General features: G+C 39.2%; 19 protein-coding genes and 1 pseudogene. 13 read left to right on the forward strand and 7 right to left on the reverse strand.

The window, feature by feature from the left end; genetic code table 11:
* Window positions 1-7 precede the first annotated feature (7 nt).
* From Q8G36_RS17125 to Q8G36_RS17135, 3 genes are read left to right on the forward strand one after another with little or no spacing between them, the layout of a single operon-like run.
* Window positions 8-529, forward strand: coding sequence for a hypothetical protein (locus tag Q8G36_RS17125; RefSeq protein ID WP_305161108.1), 522 nt, complete (start codon window positions 8-10; stop codon window positions 527-529).
* Between the two features lie 5 nt (window positions 530-534).
* A complete protein-coding gene (locus Q8G36_RS17130; protein WP_305161109.1) occupies window positions 535-1,500 on the forward strand; it encodes a PDR/VanB family oxidoreductase in 966 nt (321 codons plus the stop codon).
* A gap of 53 nt (window positions 1,501-1,553) precedes the next feature.
* Complete coding sequence (locus Q8G36_RS17135) at window positions 1,554-3,047, forward strand: aldehyde dehydrogenase family protein (RefSeq protein WP_305161110.1); 1,494 nt, start codon at window positions 1,554-1,556, stop codon at window positions 3,045-3,047.
* Here Q8G36_RS17135 and Q8G36_RS17140 read toward each other — a convergent pair whose 3' ends face one another.
* Window positions 3,048-3,245, reverse strand: coding sequence for a hypothetical protein (locus tag Q8G36_RS17140; RefSeq protein WP_305161111.1), 198 nt, complete (start codon window positions 3,243-3,245; stop codon window positions 3,048-3,050).
* A gap of 745 nt (window positions 3,246-3,990) precedes the next feature.
* On the opposite strand from Q8G36_RS17140, the gene Q8G36_RS17145 reads away from it, so the two are divergent.
* The 4 genes from Q8G36_RS17145 (at window position 3,991) to Q8G36_RS17160 (ending at window position 9,725) form a co-directional block, all read left to right on the forward strand.
* Window positions 3,991-5,595 (forward strand): sigma-54 interaction domain-containing protein, encoded by a 1,605-nt coding sequence (locus tag Q8G36_RS17145; RefSeq protein ID WP_305161112.1) that lies wholly within the window; start codon window positions 3,991-3,993, stop codon window positions 5,593-5,595.
* A gap of 133 nt (window positions 5,596-5,728) precedes the next feature.
* The gene (locus Q8G36_RS17150) at window positions 5,729-6,880 is read left to right on the forward strand and encodes an iron-containing alcohol dehydrogenase (RefSeq protein WP_305161113.1); all 1,152 of its coding nucleotides are present in this window, start codon (window positions 5,729-5,731) and stop codon (window positions 6,878-6,880) included.
* A 14-nt stretch (window positions 6,881-6,894) separates the two neighbouring features.
* Entirely contained in the window at window positions 6,895-8,289 is a 1,395-nt protein-coding gene (locus Q8G36_RS17155) for a solute carrier family 23 protein (RefSeq protein WP_305161114.1), read from the forward strand.
* Window positions 8,286-9,725 (forward strand): NAD-dependent succinate-semialdehyde dehydrogenase, encoded by a 1,440-nt coding sequence (locus tag Q8G36_RS17160; protein ID WP_305161115.1) that lies wholly within the window; start codon window positions 8,286-8,288, stop codon window positions 9,723-9,725. Before Q8G36_RS17155 ends, Q8G36_RS17160 begins: the two co-directional genes overlap by 4 nt.
* Window positions 9,726-10,139: 414 nt before the next feature.
* Here the strand turns inward: Q8G36_RS17160 and Q8G36_RS17165 are convergent, their stop codons facing one another.
* Together Q8G36_RS17165 and Q8G36_RS17170 are read right to left on the reverse strand one after the other, a co-directional pair.
* Window positions 10,140-11,342 (reverse strand): MFS transporter, encoded by a 1,203-nt coding sequence (locus Q8G36_RS17165; protein WP_305161116.1) that lies wholly within the window; start codon window positions 11,340-11,342, stop codon window positions 10,140-10,142.
* Between the two features lie 25 nt (window positions 11,343-11,367).
* Window positions 11,368-11,949 (reverse strand): TetR/AcrR family transcriptional regulator, encoded by a 582-nt coding sequence (locus Q8G36_RS17170; RefSeq protein WP_305161117.1) that lies wholly within the window; start codon window positions 11,947-11,949, stop codon window positions 11,368-11,370.
* A 424-nt stretch (window positions 11,950-12,373) separates the two neighbouring features.
* Between Q8G36_RS17170 and Q8G36_RS17175 the strand changes: the two genes are divergently transcribed.
* A complete protein-coding gene (locus Q8G36_RS17175; protein WP_305161180.1) occupies window positions 12,374-13,114 on the forward strand; it encodes a VCBS repeat-containing protein in 741 nt (246 codons plus the stop codon).
* A gap of 189 nt (window positions 13,115-13,303) precedes the next feature.
* Here the strand turns inward: Q8G36_RS17175 and Q8G36_RS17180 are convergent, their stop codons facing one another.
* Both Q8G36_RS17180 and Q8G36_RS17185 read right to left on the reverse strand, forming a co-directional pair.
* On the reverse strand, window positions 13,304-13,924 hold the full coding sequence (locus Q8G36_RS17180; RefSeq protein WP_305161118.1) for an NAD(P)-dependent oxidoreductase: 621 nt from the start codon (window positions 13,922-13,924) through the stop codon (window positions 13,304-13,306).
* 246 nt (window positions 13,925-14,170) lie between these two features.
* The gene (locus Q8G36_RS17185; RefSeq protein ID WP_305161119.1) at window positions 14,171-14,347 is read right to left on the reverse strand and encodes a hypothetical protein; all 177 of its coding nucleotides are present in this window, start codon (window positions 14,345-14,347) and stop codon (window positions 14,171-14,173) included.
* 290 nt (window positions 14,348-14,637) lie between these two features.
* Between Q8G36_RS17185 and Q8G36_RS17190 the strand changes: the two genes are divergently transcribed.
* Window positions 14,638-15,456, forward strand: a complete 819-nt coding sequence (locus tag Q8G36_RS17190) for an MBL fold metallo-hydrolase (RefSeq protein WP_305161120.1) — start codon at window positions 14,638-14,640, stop codon at window positions 15,454-15,456.
* 433 nt (window positions 15,457-15,889) lie between these two features.
* On the opposite strand, the gene Q8G36_RS17195 is transcribed toward Q8G36_RS17190, so the two are convergent.
* Both Q8G36_RS17195 and Q8G36_RS17200 read right to left on the reverse strand, forming a co-directional pair.
* The gene (locus Q8G36_RS17195; protein ID WP_305161121.1) at window positions 15,890-16,042 is read right to left on the reverse strand and encodes a hypothetical protein; all 153 of its coding nucleotides are present in this window, start codon (window positions 16,040-16,042) and stop codon (window positions 15,890-15,892) included.
* Window positions 16,043-16,666: 624 nt separating this feature from the next.
* Window positions 16,667-17,485: a histidinol-phosphatase gene (locus tag Q8G36_RS17200; RefSeq protein ID WP_305161122.1), complete on the reverse strand. Its 819-nt coding sequence runs from the start codon at window positions 17,483-17,485 to the stop codon at window positions 16,667-16,669.
* A 274-nt stretch (window positions 17,486-17,759) separates the two neighbouring features.
* Here Q8G36_RS17200 and Q8G36_RS17205 point away from each other — a divergent pair, with 274 nt between their 5' ends.
* From Q8G36_RS17205 to Q8G36_RS17220, 4 genes and pseudogenes are all read left to right on the forward strand, one after another.
* Window positions 17,760-18,395 carry an FMN-dependent NADH-azoreductase gene (locus Q8G36_RS17205; RefSeq protein ID WP_305161123.1) on the forward strand — a complete coding sequence of 212 codons (636 nt, stop codon included), beginning with the start codon at window positions 17,760-17,762 and terminating at the stop codon, window positions 18,393-18,395.
* Window positions 18,396-19,026: 631 nt separating this feature from the next.
* The gene (locus tag Q8G36_RS17210) at window positions 19,027-19,656 is read left to right on the forward strand and encodes a fumarylacetoacetate hydrolase family protein (RefSeq protein ID WP_305161124.1); all 630 of its coding nucleotides are present in this window, start codon (window positions 19,027-19,029) and stop codon (window positions 19,654-19,656) included.
* Between the two features lie 124 nt (window positions 19,657-19,780).
* Window positions 19,781-20,209, forward strand: a complete 429-nt coding sequence (locus tag Q8G36_RS17215) for a MarR family winged helix-turn-helix transcriptional regulator (RefSeq protein ID WP_305161125.1) — start codon at window positions 19,781-19,783, stop codon at window positions 20,207-20,209.
* Between the two features lie 720 nt (window positions 20,210-20,929).
* Window positions 20,930-21,380, forward strand: a pseudogene (locus Q8G36_RS17220) (toprim domain-containing protein); the annotation flags it as partial.
* Window positions 21,381-21,771 lie beyond the last annotated feature (391 nt).

A 21,771-nucleotide genomic window follows, 5' to 3' on the forward strand; every position in this document is an offset into this window, starting at 1 on the left:
TAGGGCCTTGTACAATAGTCCAGTATTGTTTGATAAATCCATTACGATCGTAAATAAATTTACTCCTCGGAATGAACGAAGAAAGTTTGTGGTCATTTCTGATCAAGCCGGATATGAAAAGGCGAAAAGTTTCACTTCTGAAATCGCAGGAACAGTGCCTGTTGAATGTCTTTCCATTAATGGAATGGAAGATAAAGAGGAGATTAAGAGAGTCATTTTGTCACAAAAGATGGGCACCCAATTTTATATTGCGGCTGCTTGGAACAATGCCGTAATGATCTTCTCGCTCGGGGTGGAAGCTGGTCTTTCTGAAGCTGAGATCCAGACGGTGATTATCGGCCCTAAACGGCGGTACGTATATTGCATGAAATGTTTCGAAGTGTCGGAAATCGCAGAAGAAGCAGAGATTGCAGAATGTGATCATTGCAGAGCCAGTCTTGAAATAGGTCCTTTTTATTCAATCGTACGGGAAGGTTATATTGGATACCCATTCATCCCAATCGGAAAAGAAGAAGAAGTAGGGAGCTGATCATCATGCGGGTAGTAGGAAATATTCAAATGAAAGTAAACAAGATCATTCAAGAAACTCCATTCGTGAAACAGTTCGAGTTGATTCCAGTGGATGGAAAACCATTGCCTGCTTTTACAGGCGGTTCGCATTTGACCACTTTCATGCCGGCCGGGGATACGATAATCGAGAGAGAATACTCCCTTATCAACAACCCAAGAGACCGTAAAAAGTATGCAATTTCCATTCGGCGTGATGAGGCGTCACGCGGAGGTTCCGCTTTCTGGCATGATCATGTAAAGATAGATTCCAGGTTGGAAGTCAGTTTCCCTAAAAACAACTTCCCTCTCAGCTTTCGAGCTAAGCATCATGCTTTTTATGCATCTGGAATCGGCATCACTCCATTTCTGGCAATGATGGAAGACATGGCTGCCGAAGGACAAACCTTCGAACTCCATTATGCAGCACGCACTCCGGAATTATGTGCTTTTTATGATTTGTTGAAAGCCAAATATCCTGATCAATGCACCTTTTATTTTTCGCAGGCAGAAGACAAACGCAGAATGATGCCTGAAACGATGATGGATCATCGCATTGGTACGCATGTATATTTTTGCGGACCTCTCGAGATGGTACAAGAGTATCGAAAAGCTGCCAGTTCCTATGGTTATCCGGAACATGCGATTCACTTCGAATTATTTGCGACTAAACATGATGGGCCGCAAGACCCTTTCATTGTTGACCTATCAGACAGCGATCGGTCCATCCACGTTTATGAGGGTGAAACACTGCTTGATGCGCTTTTAAGGGAAGGAATTGATGCGCCTTATTCTTGTAAAGTCGGCGGGTGCGGAAGTTGTGAGATAGATGTAGCAGAAGGTGAAGTGGATCACCGGGATAACTTCCTTAGCGAAGAAAACCGTCAAAAACGCAAGTCAATCCTGACTTGCTGTTCACGTGCGAAGGACGACAGACTTGTCTTAAAACTTTAACGATTCCGTACAGGTTAAATTTAAAAAATAATGAAAACCGGAGGCATAAAAACATGACAATTTTAGAAACGGCAGTTTTAGAGCTTAAAAATTACATCGACGGTAAGTGGCAGACCTCATCTTCAAATGAAGTAATACCGGTAATCAATCCTGCAACACAGGAAGTCATTGCAAGGGCTCCGCGTGCCACCAAGGAAGATACAGAAAGGGCAATCTCAGTTGCAAAAGCAGCTTTTGATAGTGGGATCTGGTCAGGCCTGACAGCACAGGAGCGTGCTTCCTACCTCTATAAAATCGCTGATAAAATTGATGAACGTGCGGAAGAGTTAACGATTCTTGAAACAATGGACAACGGGAAACTTAAAGCAGAGGCGGGTTTCGATATTGCCGATGCCGCCGGGTGTTTCCGTTACTACGCTGGTTTGATCCTTCATCCAGAAGGGGAAACTTATCAAGTTCCCGCTCCCGTACAAGCTATGGTTGTTCGTGAGCCAGTAGGTGTAGCCGGTTTGATTGTACCTTGGAATTTCCCTCTTCTAATGAGTGTCTGGAAAATTGCACCGGCCCTTGCAGCAGGTAACACCATTGTATATAAACCGGCTGAAGTGACACCTGTAACAGCAATGAAATTATTTGAAATCCTAGAGGAAGTGGGCATCCCTAAAGGTGTGGCTAATATGGTGATGGGCCGCGGCACTGTTGTCGGTCAAACCATTGCAGAAAGCAAGGATGTTGACATTGTTTCATTTACGGGAAGTACGGATGTTGGCCGCACTATTATGAAAGCGGCCGCGGGCAACTTAAAGAAAATCTCCCTTGAGCTTGGCGGTAAATCACCTAACATCGTTTTTGCAGATGCAGATTTAGAGACAGCCGTTGATTACGGATTATTTGGCATCTTCTTCGGTGCCGGCCAAGTATGTTCATCAGGCAGCCGCATTCTAGTTGAAGAAAGTATTTATGATGAATATGTAAAACGCTATGTGGAACGCGCAAATAAAATCAAAGTTGGACCTGGCCTTGCAGAAGACAGCAACATGGGGGCAATTGTCAGCGAAGCGCAAATGAATAGCATTTTGAACTATATTGAAATCGGGAAACAGGAAGGGGCGACACTTGCAGCAGGGGGTTACCGTCTTGTTGATGAAGGCCTTGACAAAGGATACTTCATTGCACCGACTGTCTTCACCGATGTAACATCTGACATGCGCATCGTACAAGAGGAAATTTTCGGTCCGGTCGTTGTCATTCAAAAGTTTAAAGATGAAGAAGAAGCTATTAAACTTGCAAATGATACAGACTACGGCCTTGCAGGCGGCGTCTTCACTAACGATGGGGCAAAAGGATTGCGAGTGATCAAGAAGGTACGGGCAGGCATCACATGGGTAAATGATTATCATCCAACATATGTCGAAGCGCCATGGGGCGGTTACAAACAGAGCGGGATTGGACGCAGTTTAGGAAAATACGGCTTGGATGAATACCAGGAAATTAAACAAATCAACATTAATCTCGATGTAAAACCGGTCGGCTGGTTTCCAAAATAATCATATGATTAAAGAGGAGACAAACAACTTACCATAATTAAACCAAAGGGGTGCGGAAGTAAAAAATTCCGCACCCTTTTGAAATTTTCTTTGAAATTTTCTTTGAAATTTTGTCCAAGGTTTATCAATGGCAGGTTCGCTGGCTAAAGTAATCATTTCAAGTTGATCTCGCTGAATAGAATCATGTTTAAAAAGCATACTCATCACCTCAAGTTTTAATCCTTCTATTTTAAAACAAAAATGACTCCAGGCAAAAGTGTTCTATCTAAAAGGTAAGACAAAGTTGATTGGAACGGAAGGTACGAGACTCCTGCGGGAAAAGCGCGTCTAGGGGAGACCCCGCAGGCGAAAGCCGAGGAGGCTCCCCGACCGCCCGCGGAAAGCGAGTGCCTGGAGTGGAAATCAACGTCCAAATTGTACAAGCCATAAAAAAAATAGACAAACTCGATTTTCATCGAGTTTGTCTACAGTCTGAAACCTAATCCAAATACGGATTAGGTTTTTTCAAACTGCCGAGAAACTTTTTAAAGCACTTAACAAATTGTTCTTAAGCTTAAAATAACTGTGAATGAAACAATCTCAAGGAATTAGCCATTTCGCAGGCGTTTTTATTATGCAACAAAAGGACAATTTTTCCCTGTGATGAGTGAAAATGGATTTGAGCATAAAAAACACCATTGATATGATAAAAGTAACATACCAATGCTATTTATCGTTTTATTCAGAAATAGGATATTGAGATTGAATCGTTTTTACCGGTGTAGCATTTATTCTTGGTGTCGTTGATTGTCGTACATAGTATCATTAAAAAGGAAAAGACATTACATAATGCTCACAAATAGAGAGGAAGTGCCTTGACTATCAAAAAGTACTCCAATCAAGGAGAACGCGTTCTATCAAATGTTAAAAGACCAGTCAGGGAGCAGGTTAGGAGTGAATATTGATGACTAAGTTTTATTCGGATATGACAGTGGAGGAAGCGATTTCATGTTTCCCAATAGGAAGCACTGAAGTGGAAGTATTGGATGATTCAGAAGATTTCATCGGATTTTTAACAATAGAAGCGTTATCTGCGGCAGTGCAGCAGAGTGATTTAACGAAGCCTATTTCCCATTTCATTACTGTGAATGCACCGCTGCAAAATTTACGGAATTATTCAATACCATATGAACACTTTCAAGCATTCTTTGAGAGTGATTTATGCAGGGTTGTATTTAATGCCCTGTATGATGGCGTGTATATCACGGATGGTGATGGAACGACATTATTTATCAATCAAGCTTATCAGCGTATTACTGGAATAAGAGAAGAGGAAATCATCGGAAAACCGATGAGTTATTTAATTGAGCAGGGTATGATATCCGTTTCTGCTTCATTGGACTCCATTCGAACGAAGAATCAAGTTACTTTGACACAAAGAATTCGAAATGGAAGAAAGATTATCGTATCGGCCACACCTATTCTATCGCCGCAGAATGAAGTCATATTTGTCATAAATAGTGTTAGGGATATTACTGAATTAATCCGGATGAAATACACGATCGACAGCCAAAAGTTATCATTCCAACCTATTTCTCAATTATTGCCTGGCTCGGAACAGGTGAATTTACAGGAAATAATCATTGGTCCTTCTACAACTCCTTTATTTAAACTGGCTGATAAAGTAGCTAAAACGGATGCGAAGATCTTGTTGCAGGGAGAAACTGGAGTGGGGAAGAGTTTAATCGCCAAGTACATACATGCCAAAAGCTCCCGGAAGGAAAAAATTTTCCTTGAATTAAATTGCGGAGCCATTCCAGCAAACTTGGTGGAATCTGAACTTTTTGGATATGAACCAGGGGCATTTACCGGATCCCTTAAGAATGGGAAAATGGGGATTTTCGAGAAAGTGAATGGTGGTACGTTATTTTTGGACGAAATAGGGGATTTACCTTTAGAGTTACAGGTGAAACTTTTGAAAGTGGTAGAAGAAAACAAGTTTATGAGAGTCGGTTCTACCGAAATGAAAGAAGTGGATGTCAGGTTAATTACAGCCACTCATCGCGATCTGGCCTCCCTCGTTCAAGAAGGATCTTTCCGCGAAGATCTATATTACCGGCTTAATATCGTATCCTTTGAAGTCCCGCCTTTACGCCAGCGAAAGGAAGAAACGATTCCACTTTTAGAAATGTATTTGAAAAAATTCAATGAAAAATATAATGAAAAGAAAAAGATGACACCGGAATGTTATGAATGGCTGACGAACTATTCGTGGCCTGGTAATATACGTGAGCTTGCGAGTCTTGCAGAGCGGCTGGTCGTCACGACTTATGATGATACGATTGATTTGCCTAATTTACCATCTTTCATCCAGCCGGTCTTAGCAAAAAAAACGACAACACATTCTTTGAAGGAAGCCGTTTCAGAGCTGGAGCGTTCCCTGATCCTGAATGCGATGAAGAAGTATGGGACTACAAGGGCCGCTGCCATCTCTTTGGATATCAGTCAAAGCGCTTTGGTGCAAAAAATGAAAAAATTTCACATGCGATTAGAAAACGAATCGAATTAGTTTTTTTGATTTGATTTCTACTCATTATTTATACTGTTACCCATGAAAAAAAGGTTATCCCCCTTATGAATTAAGCGTTTTCACACTTTGGCATGATTCCTGCATTAGTAAATGCATGAAAGGGGAGATAACCATGAATATTTCTGTTTTTTCTATGGCTAACAAATTGGTGACAGGATCAGATTCTTTACAGCAGCTGACTGATGAGGTTACGCGATTAGGGATGAAGAATCCGTTGATCGTTACAGATAAAGTTTTAGTGGGTGCTGGGGTTGTACAAAAGGTTGAGGATTTACTTTCTTCAGCATACGGTATTTTTTCGGATGTGAATCCAGAACCGGAAATTGAAATTGTTGAGCAATGTGTTCGGTCAACCAAGGATGGAAAACATGATGGACTGATTGCGGTAGGCGGTGGAAGTGCGATGGATATTGCGAAAGCCTCTTCCGTCATGGCTACGAATTCAGGTAGCATCGAGACATATTTCGGTACGAACTTGATTGAAGTCCCAGGTCTACCTTTAATAGCCATACCGACGACGGCAGGAACCGGGTCAGAAGTGACGAATATTTCGATTTTATCGGACAAGAAAGAACAGGTTAAGAAGGGAATTGTAAGTCCGTATCTTTTACCGGATGTAGCGATTGTATCGCCCATCATGACGCTGACTTGCCCGCCAAGTGTGACTGCTGCGAGTGGAGTGGATGCACTTGTTCATGCGGTCGAGGCTTATATTTCCAAATTCGCTTCGCCCGTTACGGATGCTTTGGCAATTGGGGCCATGAAGTTAATCGCTGTAAATCTACCAAAGGCTTATGCTGCGCCAGATAATCTGGAAGCACGGGAAGCGATGATCACGGGAAGCCTAATGGCAGGGTTAGCTTTTGGAAATGCCGGTGTTGGAGCAGTCCATGCCTTAGCTTATCCGCTTGGAGGCCGCTACCATTTATCACATGGAGTCAGCAATTCATTATTACTGCCATTTGTCATGAAGTGGAATAAAATTGCTTGTTTGGAAAGGTTCCGCGACATTGCTGAAGCACTTGGAGAGAAAGTCAATCATTTAAATGATGATGAGGCAGCGGATAAAGCTATTGAAGCGATGACCAGAATATGCCGTTATGTTGATATACCAGAGTCACTTAGTGAATTTGATATTCCTGAATCGGCTTTAAGTGAAATGGCTGCCGAGGCCATCAAACAAGTCCGTTTACTTCGGAATAATCCCCGTGCATTAAGCGTTCGGGATATCGAAAAAATATACCGTTCAGCCTATGGCTTTTAAGTGGAGGAAACAATATGAAATGGAAAAACCGTCGCTACGGAGAAGAGACATCGTATATACCTGCGGGACCTTTTAAAATTAGACTGCCATTTGTCCATTATCGTTTTGAGTGGCCTGACTATGTTCAAGGTTTATTGATGTGTGCAGTTGACCTTGGAGCGATTACACTGCTTGCAGACCATCTGGGTATGCCTTTTGATGTAGCACTAGCCGTTGTTGTCTTGAATGGATTATTATATTTAGCGCATCATTTACTCGGGGACCCGGTTATACCAGGTTGGATTACCCCTGCGGTTCCATTGCTTGTTTTGTTCGTCGGGCAATTTCCGGAAGGACCTGATCGGGTCTATGCACTCGTTGCATTTCAATTAACATTAGGTATTTTATCGATATTGCTTGGAATGACCGGACTTGCGAGTAAGGTCGTTAGATTAGTGCCGAATGCAATCAAATCAGGCATTATTTTAGGAGCGGGTATCGGTGCTGTCGTTTCCATTTTCGAAGTGGGTGGAAAGTTTGATTTATTTCCTTATACAATAAGCATTTGTATCGGCTTTGCCTTTTACTTACTTTTTTCGAAAAGTTTTGGAAAATTAAAAATGCGAAATAAAGTTTGGGTATTCATAGGCAATTTAGGGATATTGCCAGCAATCTTGCTTGCGGTCTTTGTAGCCCCAATTTTTGGAGAAGCAAAATGGCCTGATATTCAATGGGGGTTCAGCAGTCCGGATTTTGCTACGCTTTGGTCAGACTATACTGTTTTCGGTTTAGGTTTTCCTGCCTTGACCTTCTTTTTAAGTGCGATTCCAGCTGTTTTTGCTACTTATTTAGTCGTATTCGGGGATGTGCTCAAAACAAAAGCGCTGCTTTCTGAATCCGATGAGATCAGGGAAGATGAAAAAGTGGACTATAACCCAAACAGAGCTCATTTAATTTTTGGCGGCCGAAATGTGATCATGAGTTTTATCGGACCTGATATAACAATGTGCGGTCCGTTGTGGGCAGCCATGCAGGTCGTGGTTGTGGAACGGTTCAAGAATGGCAAGAAAGCCATGAATTCTTTCTTCGGCGGTGCTGGCTCGTTCCGTTGGGGTACGAATACAGGGTTATTCTTATTGCCGGTAGTCAGCTTGGTGGAACCAATTCTGGGTGTGGCTTTGGCCTTGACGCTTTTGGTTCAAGGATATGTTAGCGTACGCGTCGGTGTGATGCAGGCGAAGAGCCAACGAGATCTGGGAATTGCAGGGGTCGTCGCTGCGATCCTTGTTATAAAAGGTGCTGGAATGGCATTCGCAGCAGGAATTCTATTATGTGCCCTTCTATATGGCAAGGACTTTTTCAAAGGAGAGAATGATAAGACATTTACAGATCATGAAGAAGAAGAAGAAGAGGAGATTAAAGCAGGATGAAAAAAGTAGTGGGAAAATGGCCAATTTATATAAACGGTGAATCTATTCATACAGAATATCATTTTGTAGTGGAAAATCCAGCAACATTGGAGCCTGTGGGCTATGTTCCGGACGCTAACGAAAAAGAGGCAAAGGCTGCAGTGGATGCAGCTCAGGCTGCTTTTCTGACTTGGTCGAAAACAAGTGCATACCATAGGGCGGAATTACTTGAGAAGTGGTACACGATCATTGAGAACAGGCTGGATGAAATTGCAACGATCATGACACTGGAACAAGGAAAGCCATTGGCAGAGGCAAAAGGTGAAATGAAATATGCCTCAAGTTTCGTGAAATGGTACGCTGAAGAAGCAAAGCGCAACTACGGGGAAATCATACCAGCCTCCGTTGCATCAAAGCGTATTTTAGTGCAAAAGCAGGCAGTCGGTGTCGTTGCTGCCATTACCCCATGGAATTTTCCTGCTGCCATGATTACGAGGAAAGTGGCGCCAGCCCTTGCCGCAGGATGTACCGTGATCATCAAACCCGCGGAACAAACGCCTTTGACCGCTTTGCTATTAGTTGAAAGTGCCCATGAAGCAGGCATTCCGGCAGGTGTGATAAATATTGTAACTACACAGAAACCGGGAGATGTATCAGACGTGTGGATGAATGATTCACGTGTTAAAAAGATCACATTTACCGGCTCCACTCCTGTAGGGAAACATCTAATGAAAAAAGCCGCAGAAACAGTAAAAAAAGTCTCGCTTGAACTCGGTGGATTGGCTCCGTTCATCATTGCTGAGGATGCGAATATCGAAGAAGCTGTAAATGGTTTGATTCAATCGAAATTCAGGAATGCTGGACAAACATGCATTTGTGCGAATCGAATATTCGTCCATGAGACAATCGAACAGCCGTTTTTACAAGCTTTTGAAGAAGCCGTTTTAACTTTGAAGGTTGGAAATGGAATGGAAGGAACCGATCTTGGTCCATTGATAGATGGAGCTGCAGTTAAAAAAGTTCAGCTTCAATTAGAGGATGCAACAAGTAAAGGGGCTATCATCCATAAAACCTCTAAAGTCGATGAAAAACAAGGCCATTTTATCGCACCAGCCATACTTTCCAATGTAACGGATGATATGCTGTGCATGCAGGAAGAAACGTTTGGGCCGATTGCGCCAGTCAGTACATTCAAAACCGATCAAGAAGCGATAAAGCGAGCCAATAACACGAATTTTGGCTTGGCAGCTTATGTGTATACCGAGTCATTAAATAAGGCAGTTGCCTATTCGGATGCTCTTGAATATGGGATTGTCGGTATTAATGACAGTGCCCCATCCACTGCCCAAGCACCATTTGGAGGCATGAAAGAAAGTGGGTTAGGCAGGGAAGGGGGACACTATGGCATGGATGAATATTTAGAAGTGAAGTATGTATCCATGCAGCTAGGCCAGTAAATAAAACAGTAGAATCCGCCATGATTCTTCAGGCAAAAAAAGAGTAAAAGGGACATCTAATATCGATGTGCCTTTTACTCTTTTTAAATGGTTAAAAAGCATTTTTACGTTCCTTCAAAGGCAAATCCAATCGTTAAGTTATTTTTCAAATCTTCCCAATATAATAATCCAAGTGACTAGCGGTACGTTTACAGTTAGTGTACGGGGGCCATCGCTATCATACTAGGTGATTGCTTCCTAAGTGAATTTATGAAGAATCGTATGAAAAAACCCCCTAAGTAATCAAAGGGGGAAGAATGTTAAAAATGGACAAGGGGTTTATTAGTAGAATATCAATTTTCAAGTTTGAGCGTTTTCCAGCTCGAAAAGGAAAGGTGCTCTGAAAAATCAGGGAATAACAATCCGGGACTTTAATTATTTCGCTAAGCTTTCTGTCAATCGGTTTTCTTTCCAAATGACTGTAATGCCCAGGCCAATGACGATAATGACAGCAGCGAAAAGATAAGGGTAGTGGATGTTTACGTCAAATAGCAATCCTCCCATAGATGGCCCGGCGATATTCCCTAAGCTCGTATAGGTGGAGTTCATTCCAGCAACGAATCCTTGTTCTTTCCCGGCAGCTTTTGATAAAAATGTCGTAAGTGCCGGTCGAAGCAGGTCAAATGCAAGGAAGATGAAGCAGGTTACCGCAAGAACTGCCAAAAAGCTGGAAATCATAGTGGACGCTACCGCAAAAATGGCACCGACGATTAAACAAAATTGGATAAGCTTCTTTTCGCCGAGAATATCTACCAGTTTTCCAAACATAAATACTTGCACAACAACTCCGAAAATAGAGCTTATTGTAATGATAATTGCAATATCCTTCGGCGTGAAACCGAATTTATGATCAGAAAATAGGCTAAACACAGTTTCATAGGCTGATAAACCAAAAGCGAGTACAAAGACAATGATGAACGCAATGAAGTAAAGCGGATTTAGTGATTTTTTTAAATCGCCCATAAAGTTTGTTTGCTTTGTATTAGCAGAAACTTTTGCAAGCTGTTCTTTTGTCATCGGCTCTTTTAAAATGAATATTGATGAAAGGCAAGCTAAAAAAGCAATGGCCGCCGCAAGGAAGAAGGGCAAGCGTATACCATATTCTGCAACAAAGCCACCGATCCCGGGTCCTATTATAAAGCCCAAGCTAATGGCGGCTGAAATATAGCCCATTGCTTTTGGCCTTTCCTGAACGGATGTAATATCCGCAACATATGCAGTAACACCTGGCATGATAAAGGCAGCACTGATTCCGCCTAGGATCCTTGATAAATAAAACACCGACACGTTTGTCCCTACACCGAAGATAAGTTCTGAAACACCAAAAAGGAATAAGCCGATGATGATGATTTTCTTTCTGCCGTAACGGTCAACCCAACGACCTGCGAATGGGGACATAACAAGCTGTGATACCGCAAATACGGCAACCAGATAACCCATCGTACTTCCAGATAAATGCATGATATTCATAAATGACGGCATAACGGGGATGATGAGTCCAATTCCCAGAAAAGCAATGAATATATTGCTTAGAAGAATAATTAATACCGCCTTTTGATCTTTAATTGGTTTATTCATGTAGTAACACCACTTTCTTTGTGAATCATTCTTGTGAAATACCTCTCCAAAACACTTTCCAAGAGGCTGCTAATTTTTCCTTCAGCCGTTTCTCATCAATGCCGTATACAAGCTCAAGCAAAATGGAATCCACTACTCCCAAGAATGCATACGTCGGCGTTATGGCTGCATCTTCGACGATTAATTTAGCATTGATCCAATCCTGGAATTTACATTCCAGAATCGACTGCACTTTTCCCTCGATATCTAAGACTTCCTGCCCGATTTCTTTTTCAAGATGCGCTGGCGGAAAAAAGGACATACGCAGCCAAAACTTTATATGCTCATTTTTTTGGAAAAGATCGATGGTCAATTTTAGGAATCCGTATAAATCTTTTTCAGGATTTTTTGAATCAACTTTACTGAAATATTGGAGTTTCGAAGATAGCTCCGTCTCTTTCGCATCACGTAAAACTTGCAGAAAAAGATCATCCTTGCCTTTAAAATGAGCGTAAATGGATTGCTTTTTCATGCCGACTTCTTCAGCTATTTGAGAAAGCGACGCCCCTTCATAACCATGAATCGTGAAATATTTTAGAGCGGCTTCCTTAATCTCATTACTTTTCAATAATATCACCTCATAATTTAACGAACGTTCGTCAGTTATAATAGCAAATTAAACAAATAAATGCAAGCGAATACGTTATAAAAAGTATTATGCAACAAAAATCATTTTTAATTAGGACCATATTTGAAAAGGACAATATTGTTGTTTCCAGCAATAGATAGTCACTCAAGGCTATTCACTAAATTCCCGCATATAATTCTATACGGATCATAAAGAGACAGGTGGGATGAAGTTGGATACGTATGACATCAGAAAAGTGATTCATTACTATTACACAAAAATACAAGAAACGAATCATCCTTATTATTGGTACTGTTTGGCTGAGACTCAAAGTAGGGCCGGATTAACAAATGAAGCACTGCAAACGATTGATAACGCCTTGTCGTTTCCAAATCCTTATCCTTCAAAACAGGAATTGCTGGGCATGCAATTGAACCTCCAAACTGTTCTTTCAAGAGAAATGAACTTGAACAGAACAGTCATAGTGACCTCAAAGCAAGGCGATATTGATGGGGACGGGACAAAGGACAATGTTTTTCTTACCGCAAACAAAACCCCTGATAGCCCTTTTTGGAGGAATTTAACTTTAGTTATCCAAAATGGGAGGACTAACCAATATGAACAAGTTCCCATGAAAAATAATGCAGGATATAATCCGACCCTTATTCTTGGTGATTTTACAGGTAATAAGGGGGATGACATTTTAGTGGTCATTGATACAGGAGGAAGCGGTGGTTCCGTTTATGCGTATGTTTTTTCATATCTTAACGGTCAACTCATGACCATTTTTAATTCAGATACATTCAATGAAACCTTTAAATACGATGTTAATTATGCAAACCAATACAAAGTAAAGCTGAACAGTTATTACCTAAAAGAAAGATACATTCTTGACCTTACTTATAAGGATAAGGAATATTTATCTGAAATTTATAACAAGGATGGTGTATTGAAGGCGCCGATAGAAGGATGGGTCAATCCTTTATCTGGTTTATATCCGGTTGATTACAATAGGGATGGCATATATGAGCTCGAATCGTATCAGAGGATCGCAGGGAGATATAATGCCGATTCACTAGGATTTGTACAGACCGTATTGAAATGGAACGGGGAAGCGTTTGCTCCTGACCGGCAGAATGTGGCTATTTTGGGAGGGGGAATTTAGCACATTGGAATAGAAGGTTCATGAACAAGGTACAGGCGAAATCTTCGCCCAAAAGAAACCGGAAATATTCTTGGCAATGGTTCACCTGACCATGTTCATTTACGAAGATAATTGAACCGGCTTTCTAAGCGGACGTGATGGTTTCTTTACTTCAACTTTTTCAAAGGGGAGTAATGCTAATTGGAATTTTTAGTAGGCGATACCTACACGTGATTTTAAATAATCACTGCTTTTTATTTGGCTAAATGCAAATTCTGCTGTATCCGGCACGGATATTTTAACCCCATCCTGCGGCAAAAAATCACCTTCTACACGATATGTACCAACTCTTTCTCCATCCGGCAAATACGTTGGGCAGACAATCGTCCATTGAAGTGTTGATTGTTTTAGCAAGTCGAAAACTACATGATGTTCTTTCGCTGCGCGGGTAGACTTCTGCCTTGATTCACTGGACTGATAACGGAGTGATTGTGGGGTTGTTCTACTTTGCAGGATACCTGCCGTTCCAATCGTTATAATCCGTTGTATACCTTCGTATTCCATTGCTTCGATAATTAGTGGCATACTTGCTGATAAAGTGTTTGTCCCATCAGTATTCAGTGCACTAATAACTACATCAATCCCATGCATGGCACGTACGATATCATCTTTATTTAAAACATTACCTTGAATAATGGTTAAATTGGCATTTTTTATTTGAATCTTCTCTGGAGTGCGAACTAAAACTGTAACATGATGTCTGTCTTGCAGACCATAAGTAACTAATTGACCCCCAACTCGTCCAGTTGCACCCAAAATTAAAATATTCATAGAAACGAACCTCCTTTTGCGAATACAATCATTCCACTAACATTATATCGTCATTTTCAAATAATGGGAGCTTTAGTGCATTAGGACATCATAATTCAACGTTTGCTGGCGGTACCCCAAGAAGAAAAACGTTCGTTGGTAAAGATACAAAATGGACCGCTCAAAAGCTTCATGAGGGGTCCATTTGAATTAGAAAAAAATATAAAAACGTTTTAAAACAAAACAATCGCGACCACAATTCCTCCTCTAATATTCCTGTCCTTCTTTCGATTTTAGAAAAGAATCAACTGATTCATCTAATAATTTTTCCCGATTAGGATCTTCATTGACATCTGTATCCACTTCCATTACGTCGTTATTTAATTTACTAACCTGACTTTTAAGTTGAGCTGGATCTTGGTTATCATTTTTTTGGTTTGGCATATAAACTCCTTCTTTAACAGATATTTTTTATATAGTATGGACAATTGAACCAATATGAAATCCAATATTCAGTAAGATTATTTCAGCTGCTTTCCCGAATTGAGGCCTGTTGTCTTGATGGAAGGTTGTAAAAGTATGCATGATTTTAGTTTGGTTATTATTAACTAAATATTGTGAATATTGTAATATTTAGTTTGCGAACGCATTTGTCAAAACGAAGTTTTATATTCAAAACAAGCAGTTTGATTTCCCTTGAGTAAAGTCAAATAATCTAACAGGAGGTTTTTGTTATGAAGAAAAGAATAAGGAATACGTCTATTTGTTTTTTGTTGGTAGTTTCAATAATTCTATCATTATCATTATTTCTTCCTTCTTTTGGCCAAACAGCTGTACAGCAAACGGACTTTAAAGTAACTCTATTAGGAACAGGTTCTCCTATTTTAAGTATATCTCGCTCCGGTCCAGCTACACTTGTAGAGGTTGATGATGAAAAACTCCTCTTTGATGCTGGACGTGGAACTGCCTTGCAATTATATAAAGCAAATATGTTACCAGGCAATGTTGACAAGTTATTTCTTACTCATTTGCATTCGGATCATACAATCGGCATACCAGACGTATGGCGTACAGGTTCTTTACCAACAGGAGGGAAAAGAGAGCGAGCATTTAAGATTTGGGGACCTAAGGGAACCGAGAAAATGATGTTACATATGAATAAAGCATTTCAAGCCGATTTGGATGCAAGAGATGACTCTGGAAATGGAAATGTTGAAGGAGCAAGTATAGTCGCAAATGATATCAAGGAGGGTATCATCTATAACAAAAAAGGAATTGAAGTAATAGCCTTCAAGGTTGACCATAAATCAATTGAGCCTGCTTTCGGCTATCGGGTTAATTACAAAGGACATTCTGTAGTTATCTCAGGTGACACCCGTTATAACGAAAATCTAATTCAATTTGCTAATGGTGCAGACGTAGTTATTCATGAGGTTGCAGCTGCAAAACCTGATAATGAATCAGAATCAATAGCCAATATACTTGATCTTCACACTACACCTGAGGAAGCAGGTAAAGTCTTTAACCAAATACAACCAAAACTTGCTGTGTAGTCACATATTGTATTATTGGGAGGATTAACTTGAAGAAAAAGCTAATTTGCTCGAAAGAACAAAAAAAACATATGAAGGAACAGTTATAGTAGGTGAGGATTTGTTGTCCATTGAAATAGGGGACAAGGTACAAGTACAACAGCCGGGAAATGAGGAGAACTCGGGGAACTGAAACAGACCAGCTTCAGCGAGCAAATGCGTTAGGTCTATTAATGCATGGAGGATAACTAAGATAATTAAGTTCATTATTATTTAGGCACACCAGCTTTATTCCGGAAAAGGACCTTTGAATTTAATAAAAGGAGAGCACATATTATACGTGACTAATATGTGCTCTTCTTTATTTTATAGGTTTTTATAAGGTTGGTCTTGATATCTAATCCTCCAATACCATTCACAATGTTCTAAGGTATCTTGAATAAGGAAGTTTGAATTAAAACGGATACCCATTTAATACTGTGCCAAAAAGATCGAATTCAGGATCTTTTGACTGAGTTATTGGAGGGGCTTCGGATCGCCCTATAGAAGAGTTGATACCACCTTCAACTGTTTCGTCATTCTCTTTATGCAATGGGTTATCAATCATACCCAAATCAACTCCTTTTAATAAGATTAAAGAATAAGTTATTAATTCCCTTAATATGTTGATTTTATGCTGAAAAATATGGCGATGACTGGGATTCGTTGAAATGAACGGGTAAGAACTTGTAAGCAATCGTCTATAATTTTTATTACAGAATGCATAATGATTATTTTATGTTCATAAAAAAGATTGGTACCGATTCATTGATCAGGTGAGGGATGTAATCAAATTCCAAGTAGTATCATTATCGATACCTGTCCACGAATTTTTTTTGCATCGCCCTTCTTAGTAGCAAAAGGATTGAAAAACAACATTCCATCCCTCCGATACACATTGTTACAGGATGCCCTGTAAGAGGGGGAACTGCAACAGTAAATCAATATCTTGCTAAAACGAAAATGACTGTTAATTGGATTTGGTATGTTGCATTTTCCCTTTTTACCCTTTTCTTAAACGTAATCAACCGTTTCCATTTAACAAAAAAAGAGTACCACTATGTAGTAATACCCTTCTTGACATGGATGTTTATGGTAAAGAGAAACATGTTATGGTTGTGATGACCTACGAGACCTGGTTAGCATGGAAGTTGGCTATCCGGACCAATTCTAATCCTATTGACTAAGAAGATCAAAGTGGAGTGAGAATCCTTTGCTTGTTAACAAAGTAAGCCCACTCAGAAAAGCCGATTTCCTTCAGTCTTTTTTGAACTTGTTCAAATTCATCTCCAATACGTTCAGGTGTATGTGAATCTGATCCAAATGTTACTTTCACATTATAGAAAAGAGCTCGTTCTAAAATGTCATCTGCTGGATACCATCCACCACAATCTTTTGTTTTACCAGAGGTATTGATTTCAATGGCAATATCTTCTTGACTAATGATTTTTAACGTTTTTTCAATACTGTCTGTTTCAATGGATGAAAAGTCTGGATAAAAACCTTTCATTGCATCGATATGGCCTAAGATTTGAAACACTCCGCTTTTTGCAGATTCCTGTATTAATCTATAATATTCATCCTTAATTCTTGCCTGTTCTTTAGAGGTCAAACCATTCCAACGCCCTCGTTTAAAAATGCTAATGTCTTGAACATAATGAACAGATCCAATGATGTAGTCAAAAGGGTGTAAAAGATATTGATCACGGTAGACCTCAATGTGATCAGGGAAGAAATCACTTTCCATTCCTAATAACACGTGAATTTTACCTTCATATTTCACTTTTAAACGAAGAACTTCCTCAATATAAGGGACAAGTTCGCTTTTTGCCATTGCAATCGTTGGGTAGAGATGATCGTCCTCGCTGTGAAAATATGGGGAATGATCGGATATCCCAATATATTGCAACCCATATTCAATGGCTTGCTTTACATAATCCTCAATTGTGCCGATAGCATGTCCACAGCGCTGATGGTGAGTGTGCAGATCAAATTTTATTGAATTCGTCATTTCCGTAGCCCTCCTAAAATGAACCAGATTGTCTTGTTTTATCATATCCAAAATTCCACTCTTTCTCACAAATTGAAAGAAGATACCTTCCTTAAATCTGCCTGGGAAATATGAAAAAAGCTTGGTACTGCCCCTCGAAAACAAATTTCTATTTTACGGATTTAAATTTATACCTATCAATTAAAGATATTTTAGTCCGAGTGAATGTATAAAGGTTGAATTTCCTAGACAAACTAGAATGTTCAAATATGTAAAAGGAAAGGAAAGATAAAGAATGACAAAGGTATTGTACATCACAGCTCATCCTCATGATGATAAACAATCTTACAGTATGGCCGTTGGAAAAGCATTTATTGACACGTATAAAGAAGTAAATCCTAGCCATGAAATTGTGAATATTGACCTTTACAAAGAAAATATTCCTGAAATTGATGTAGATGTTTTCAGTGGTTGGGGGAAACTTCAATCTGGAAAGGGCTTTGAAGACCTTTCATCGGAAGAGAAAGCAAAAGTTAGTCGACTCTCAGAGTTATGTGAGCAATTTATAGCTGCCGATAAATATATATTTGTCACACCTTTATGGAATTTTTCATTCCCACCAGTATTGAAAGCATATATTGATTCCGTTTCTGTTGCAGGTAAATCATTTAAATACACCGAACAAGGCCCAGTTGGTCTTTTGACCGATAAGAAAGCCTTGCATATTCAAGCTCGTGGTGGTATTTATTCAGAAGGACCGGCAGCTGAAATGGAAATGGGTCACCGATATCTAAATATCATCATGCAATTCTTCGGAGTGCCTTCCTTTGAAGGTGTATTCGTTGAAGGACATGCAGCAATGCCTGATAAAGCACAAGAAATTAAAGAGAATGCTATAGCACGAGCAAAAGATTTAGCTTCTACTTTTTAAATCAAAGAGTCAACAACTTGTTGGCTCTTATTTTTATGAAATGGTGATATTTGGATTAATCCTCACTTCGCCAATCAGACGCATTTTCGGCTAATAAAGGAGTATGCTTTTTTATTTAGTCTGCTAGGGGGGGGGCCTTTGTAAACCAGCAAGTTTTAATATTTCCCCTCTTCCATTATCGATTGTTATCAATAAATAGTGCATCAATAAAACTATAAGAATGATTTGTATTTGTAAATAATAATTACGGATAGAGAAACTTAAACACGCATAACACCGTCCGAAAAATAGGACGGTGTTATATGTGTTTTATGAAAACAAAGTTTAAATACTTTATAAAGAAGAAAGAAGGGAAAGCACCACATCTGGTTCATGTTTCACCATAGGGACGCTATCCATTTTGAAAAAACAGACCAACTTCCTTATACGAATATGAAATTATATTAAGCAATTTGGATTTCTTTATAATAGGTATATCGGTTGTATAAAAAGTCAGAAAAATATAAAATGTATTTAAATCCGGGGATTTTTCCCTTATATCCTGGCTCAATCCAAAATTGTGATTGGTTGACTATTAAAACAACTATCTTTACTAATCATTAAATTTTTTAAGAAAAGAGTGAGTTCAATTATGAATAACATTAAAAATATCTATTGTGTAGGTCGAAACTATGCCTTGCATGCAAAAGAGTTGAATAATGAAATACCAACTTCCCCTTTCTTATTTTCAAAACCAACTCATTCGCTTGTGGAAGCAAATGGTCAGTCAATTACGTTGCCGAGTAATCAGGGTTCGGTTCACTTTGAAACTGAACTTGTCATACATATCGCAAAGCAGTACGAATCAGGAATGAACGTAGATGAAATAGTAGATACCATGGCCATTGGGTTGGATTTAACGCTTAGAGATGTTCAATCACAGTTAAAACAAAAACAGCATCCTTGGCTGTTGGCCAAAGGATTCAAAAATTCAGCTGTTGTTAGTGATTTTATTCCGTTTCCAGGTGTCGAAGCATGTAAACAATTAGATTTTTCCCTTTTAAAAAATGGAGAGCGTGTACAAGTCGGAAATATTAAAGACTTACTTTTTGATTTGCAAACCATTATAGAATTTACAGCAGAGCATTTCGGGCTTGGGAAAGGAGATATTATTTTCACCGGTACTCCAAGCGGCGTAGGTCCTCTTTCAGATCAAGACAAGCTTTCACTAAACTGGGATGGAAATGAAATAGGATCCTGTTCAGTCACATTGCATTCATGAAAAAAGGAGCAGTCATTTCGACTGTTTTTTTTATGGAATAATTCAATCTTAGACAAAAAGAAGAAACTCGTCTAAAATGAAGAGAACAATATAACATACAAGGATAGAACAGGGTGGAATGTGCATGAAAAACAACCAAGAAAAGAAGTATTTAGATAATTGGCTATCTCTTACTAATATTCAAATGAGCATTACGAATGAGCTGGAAAGTGCTTTGCAAAAAAATCATAATCTGTCGCTAAAAGAGTTTTATGTTCTTTATTTTTTATCCAAAACAAGCGATAAACAATTGAGGCTACAACAATTACAAGAGATGGTAGGGTTAAGCCAAAGTGCTATATCCAGGCTGGTAGGCAGGCTAGAAGCAAAAAGCTGCGGAGCATTACAAAGGCATATCTGTGAAGATGATCGAAGAGGTATCTACACACGTTTAACTACATTAGGTGAAGAAAAACTACAAATTTCCTTAAATACTTTTCATGAAATTCTTCACTCTGCTTTTTCAAAAGGAAACCTTCAAGATGAGTTACAATCCTTAATCAAGAAATTATAATATGGTTTCTTACACCTTTTAATAAGTGAAGTCGGTTATTTCTATATATCCTAGATAGGAATATTCCTTTAGCCAAGTAAGGTAATTATGAACGGATCTGTTGAGAAAGAGAGAAGTGTTAATCCTGATTTAGATGTAAGCGTATTCATTTGTGAGAAAACAAAGTGAAGATTGAATCCTCTCATAGGAAATAATATGCTACGTGGTAAAATTGTTGGTTCTCCTCTTAAGTAAGCTGAAAGTATAATATATTGGGGATGAATCTCTTAGCATAAATATCAAATAGAAATAACGAAAAGAATGCTTTCATAACAGTTTATCTCAAAAAAATAAAGTGAATAGTGATATCATTCAGTCCAAAAGTGATATAAAAACGCTGTTGCCATTGCGGATAATACGAATAATTCATTCACTCCCTTTGCATATACTCCGATTTCCCCCTAATCCAAAGTATTTTGGCTATTAATCCTCCTATTAAGACAAGTTTTGCCAATGCCCTGAATTCCAATCTTCACCGAAGGACTCAAAAGTTATGAACCTCTTTATATATTTATCTCTTTATTTGAAAATACTTCAAATAGAAGAAGGCAGCCTAAAACGATCATCTTTTTTAATTCGTTAAAGTTATTCCTTTTAAAACCTCATCCCCAATGGCATTATTACTGGGATTATTACGAGGAACTTGTACAAAGCAGATCCCATCATTTGGCCAGTTCATGTCAACTCGTTTCGCCGGAAACCTATCATTCAAAATGGAAAAAACGGTCGATGGAAACGTTGCCGATGATTCCTGAGGAATTTCAATATGAAGTGACCCGGCAAAAGGCAAAGCAATTCAATGTTGTGAAGACATTGCTTAGGAAACCGGATGTCGATGAAATCATTCATGCAGGTGATGCCGGGCGTGAAGGAGAATTGATTGTACGCAACATCGTTAATCTATGCAATGTCAATAAACCGATGAAACGTTTATGGATTTCCTCTTTGACCCCAGAAGCGATTTATGAGGGATTCCAAAATCTGAAGAGCGAGGAAAAAAACAGGCCGCTCTATTATGAAGCGTATACGAGAGCTTGTGCGGACTGGGTTGTGGGAATGAATGCCGAGAGCATATAGTATTTTATTGAAACAAAGGGGCGTTTCGGATGTGTTTTCAGCTGGAAGGGTGCAATTGTATCCGTAAAATGTTTGGGCGTATTTAAAATTACACTGAATATATAGCTTGTACGAAATTCACCCGTGTTTTACTGGGTGAATTTAATTTTCAGAAAAGAGATTTAGGCTTTTTACCGAAAACTTCATGAAAATATTCGATATAATAACGACCTTAGAACCATCAAAAATTCATTGTCGGTGAATCAATTTGGAGGAGAAAAAATATGATTCTCTTCTGGATTATCAACACTAAACTAGATAGCCTTTTTAAGGTGTTCAAGCATAAATTGATAGGGGCAAGTGTGTCTTCAAAGGAAGTTAGAAGAAGTTATCCAAACTCATTATTGAGAAATTAAATGGATAAGAAAGAGGACCTCTATAAACGTCCTGCAGAAAAAACTAATTTC

The organism is Peribacillus frigoritolerans (assembly GCF_030676415.1).
GTDB lineage: Bacteria > Bacillota > Bacilli > Bacillales > DSM-1321 > Peribacillus > Peribacillus frigoritolerans_A.

What these genes read in the sequence shown, in the direction of transcription:
- Q8G36_RS17155 (WP_305161114.1), top strand. Translation starts at nt 6,895, where the DNA reads ATGAAATGGAAAAACCGTCGCTACGGAGAAGAGACATCGTATATACCT.
- Q8G36_RS17200 (WP_305161122.1), bottom strand. Translation starts at nt 17,485, where the DNA reads ATGACGAATTCAATAAAATTTGATCTGCACACTCACCATCAGCGCTGT.
- Q8G36_RS17145 (WP_305161112.1), top strand. Translation starts at nt 3,991, where the DNA reads ATGACTAAGTTTTATTCGGATATGACAGTGGAGGAAGCGATTTCATGT.
- Q8G36_RS17130 (WP_305161109.1), top strand. Translation starts at nt 535, where the DNA reads ATGCGGGTAGTAGGAAATATTCAAATGAAAGTAAACAAGATCATTCAA.
- Q8G36_RS17165 (WP_305161116.1), bottom strand. Translation starts at nt 11,342, where the DNA reads ATGAATAAACCAATTAAAGATCAAAAGGCGGTATTAATTATTCTTCTA.
- Q8G36_RS17140 (WP_305161111.1), bottom strand. Translation starts at nt 3,245, where the DNA reads ATGCTTTTTAAACATGATTCTATTCAGCGAGATCAACTTGAAATGATT.
- Q8G36_RS17195 (WP_305161121.1), bottom strand. Translation starts at nt 16,042, where the DNA reads ATGATTGATAACCCATTGCATAAAGAGAATGACGAAACAGTTGAAGGT.
- Q8G36_RS17205 (WP_305161123.1), top strand. Translation starts at nt 17,760, where the DNA reads ATGACAAAGGTATTGTACATCACAGCTCATCCTCATGATGATAAACAA.
- Q8G36_RS17150 (WP_305161113.1), top strand. Translation starts at nt 5,729, where the DNA reads ATGAATATTTCTGTTTTTTCTATGGCTAACAAATTGGTGACAGGATCA.
- Q8G36_RS17215 (WP_305161125.1), top strand. Translation starts at nt 19,781, where the DNA reads ATGAAAAACAACCAAGAAAAGAAGTATTTAGATAATTGGCTATCTCTT.
- Q8G36_RS17185 (WP_305161119.1), bottom strand. Translation starts at nt 14,347, where the DNA reads ATGCCAAACCAAAAAAATGATAACCAAGATCCAGCTCAACTTAAAAGT.
- Q8G36_RS17160 (WP_305161115.1), top strand. Translation starts at nt 8,286, where the DNA reads ATGAAAAAAGTAGTGGGAAAATGGCCAATTTATATAAACGGTGAATCT.
- Q8G36_RS17175 (WP_305161180.1), top strand. Translation starts at nt 12,374, where the DNA reads ATGCAATTGAACCTCCAAACTGTTCTTTCAAGAGAAATGAACTTGAAC.
- Q8G36_RS17135 (WP_305161110.1), top strand. Translation starts at nt 1,554, where the DNA reads ATGACAATTTTAGAAACGGCAGTTTTAGAGCTTAAAAATTACATCGAC.
- Q8G36_RS17190 (WP_305161120.1), top strand. Translation starts at nt 14,638, where the DNA reads ATGAAGAAAAGAATAAGGAATACGTCTATTTGTTTTTTGTTGGTAGTT.
- Q8G36_RS17180 (WP_305161118.1), bottom strand. Translation starts at nt 13,924, where the DNA reads ATGAATATTTTAATTTTGGGTGCAACTGGACGAGTTGGGGGTCAATTA.
- Q8G36_RS17210 (WP_305161124.1), top strand. Translation starts at nt 19,027, where the DNA reads ATGAATAACATTAAAAATATCTATTGTGTAGGTCGAAACTATGCCTTG.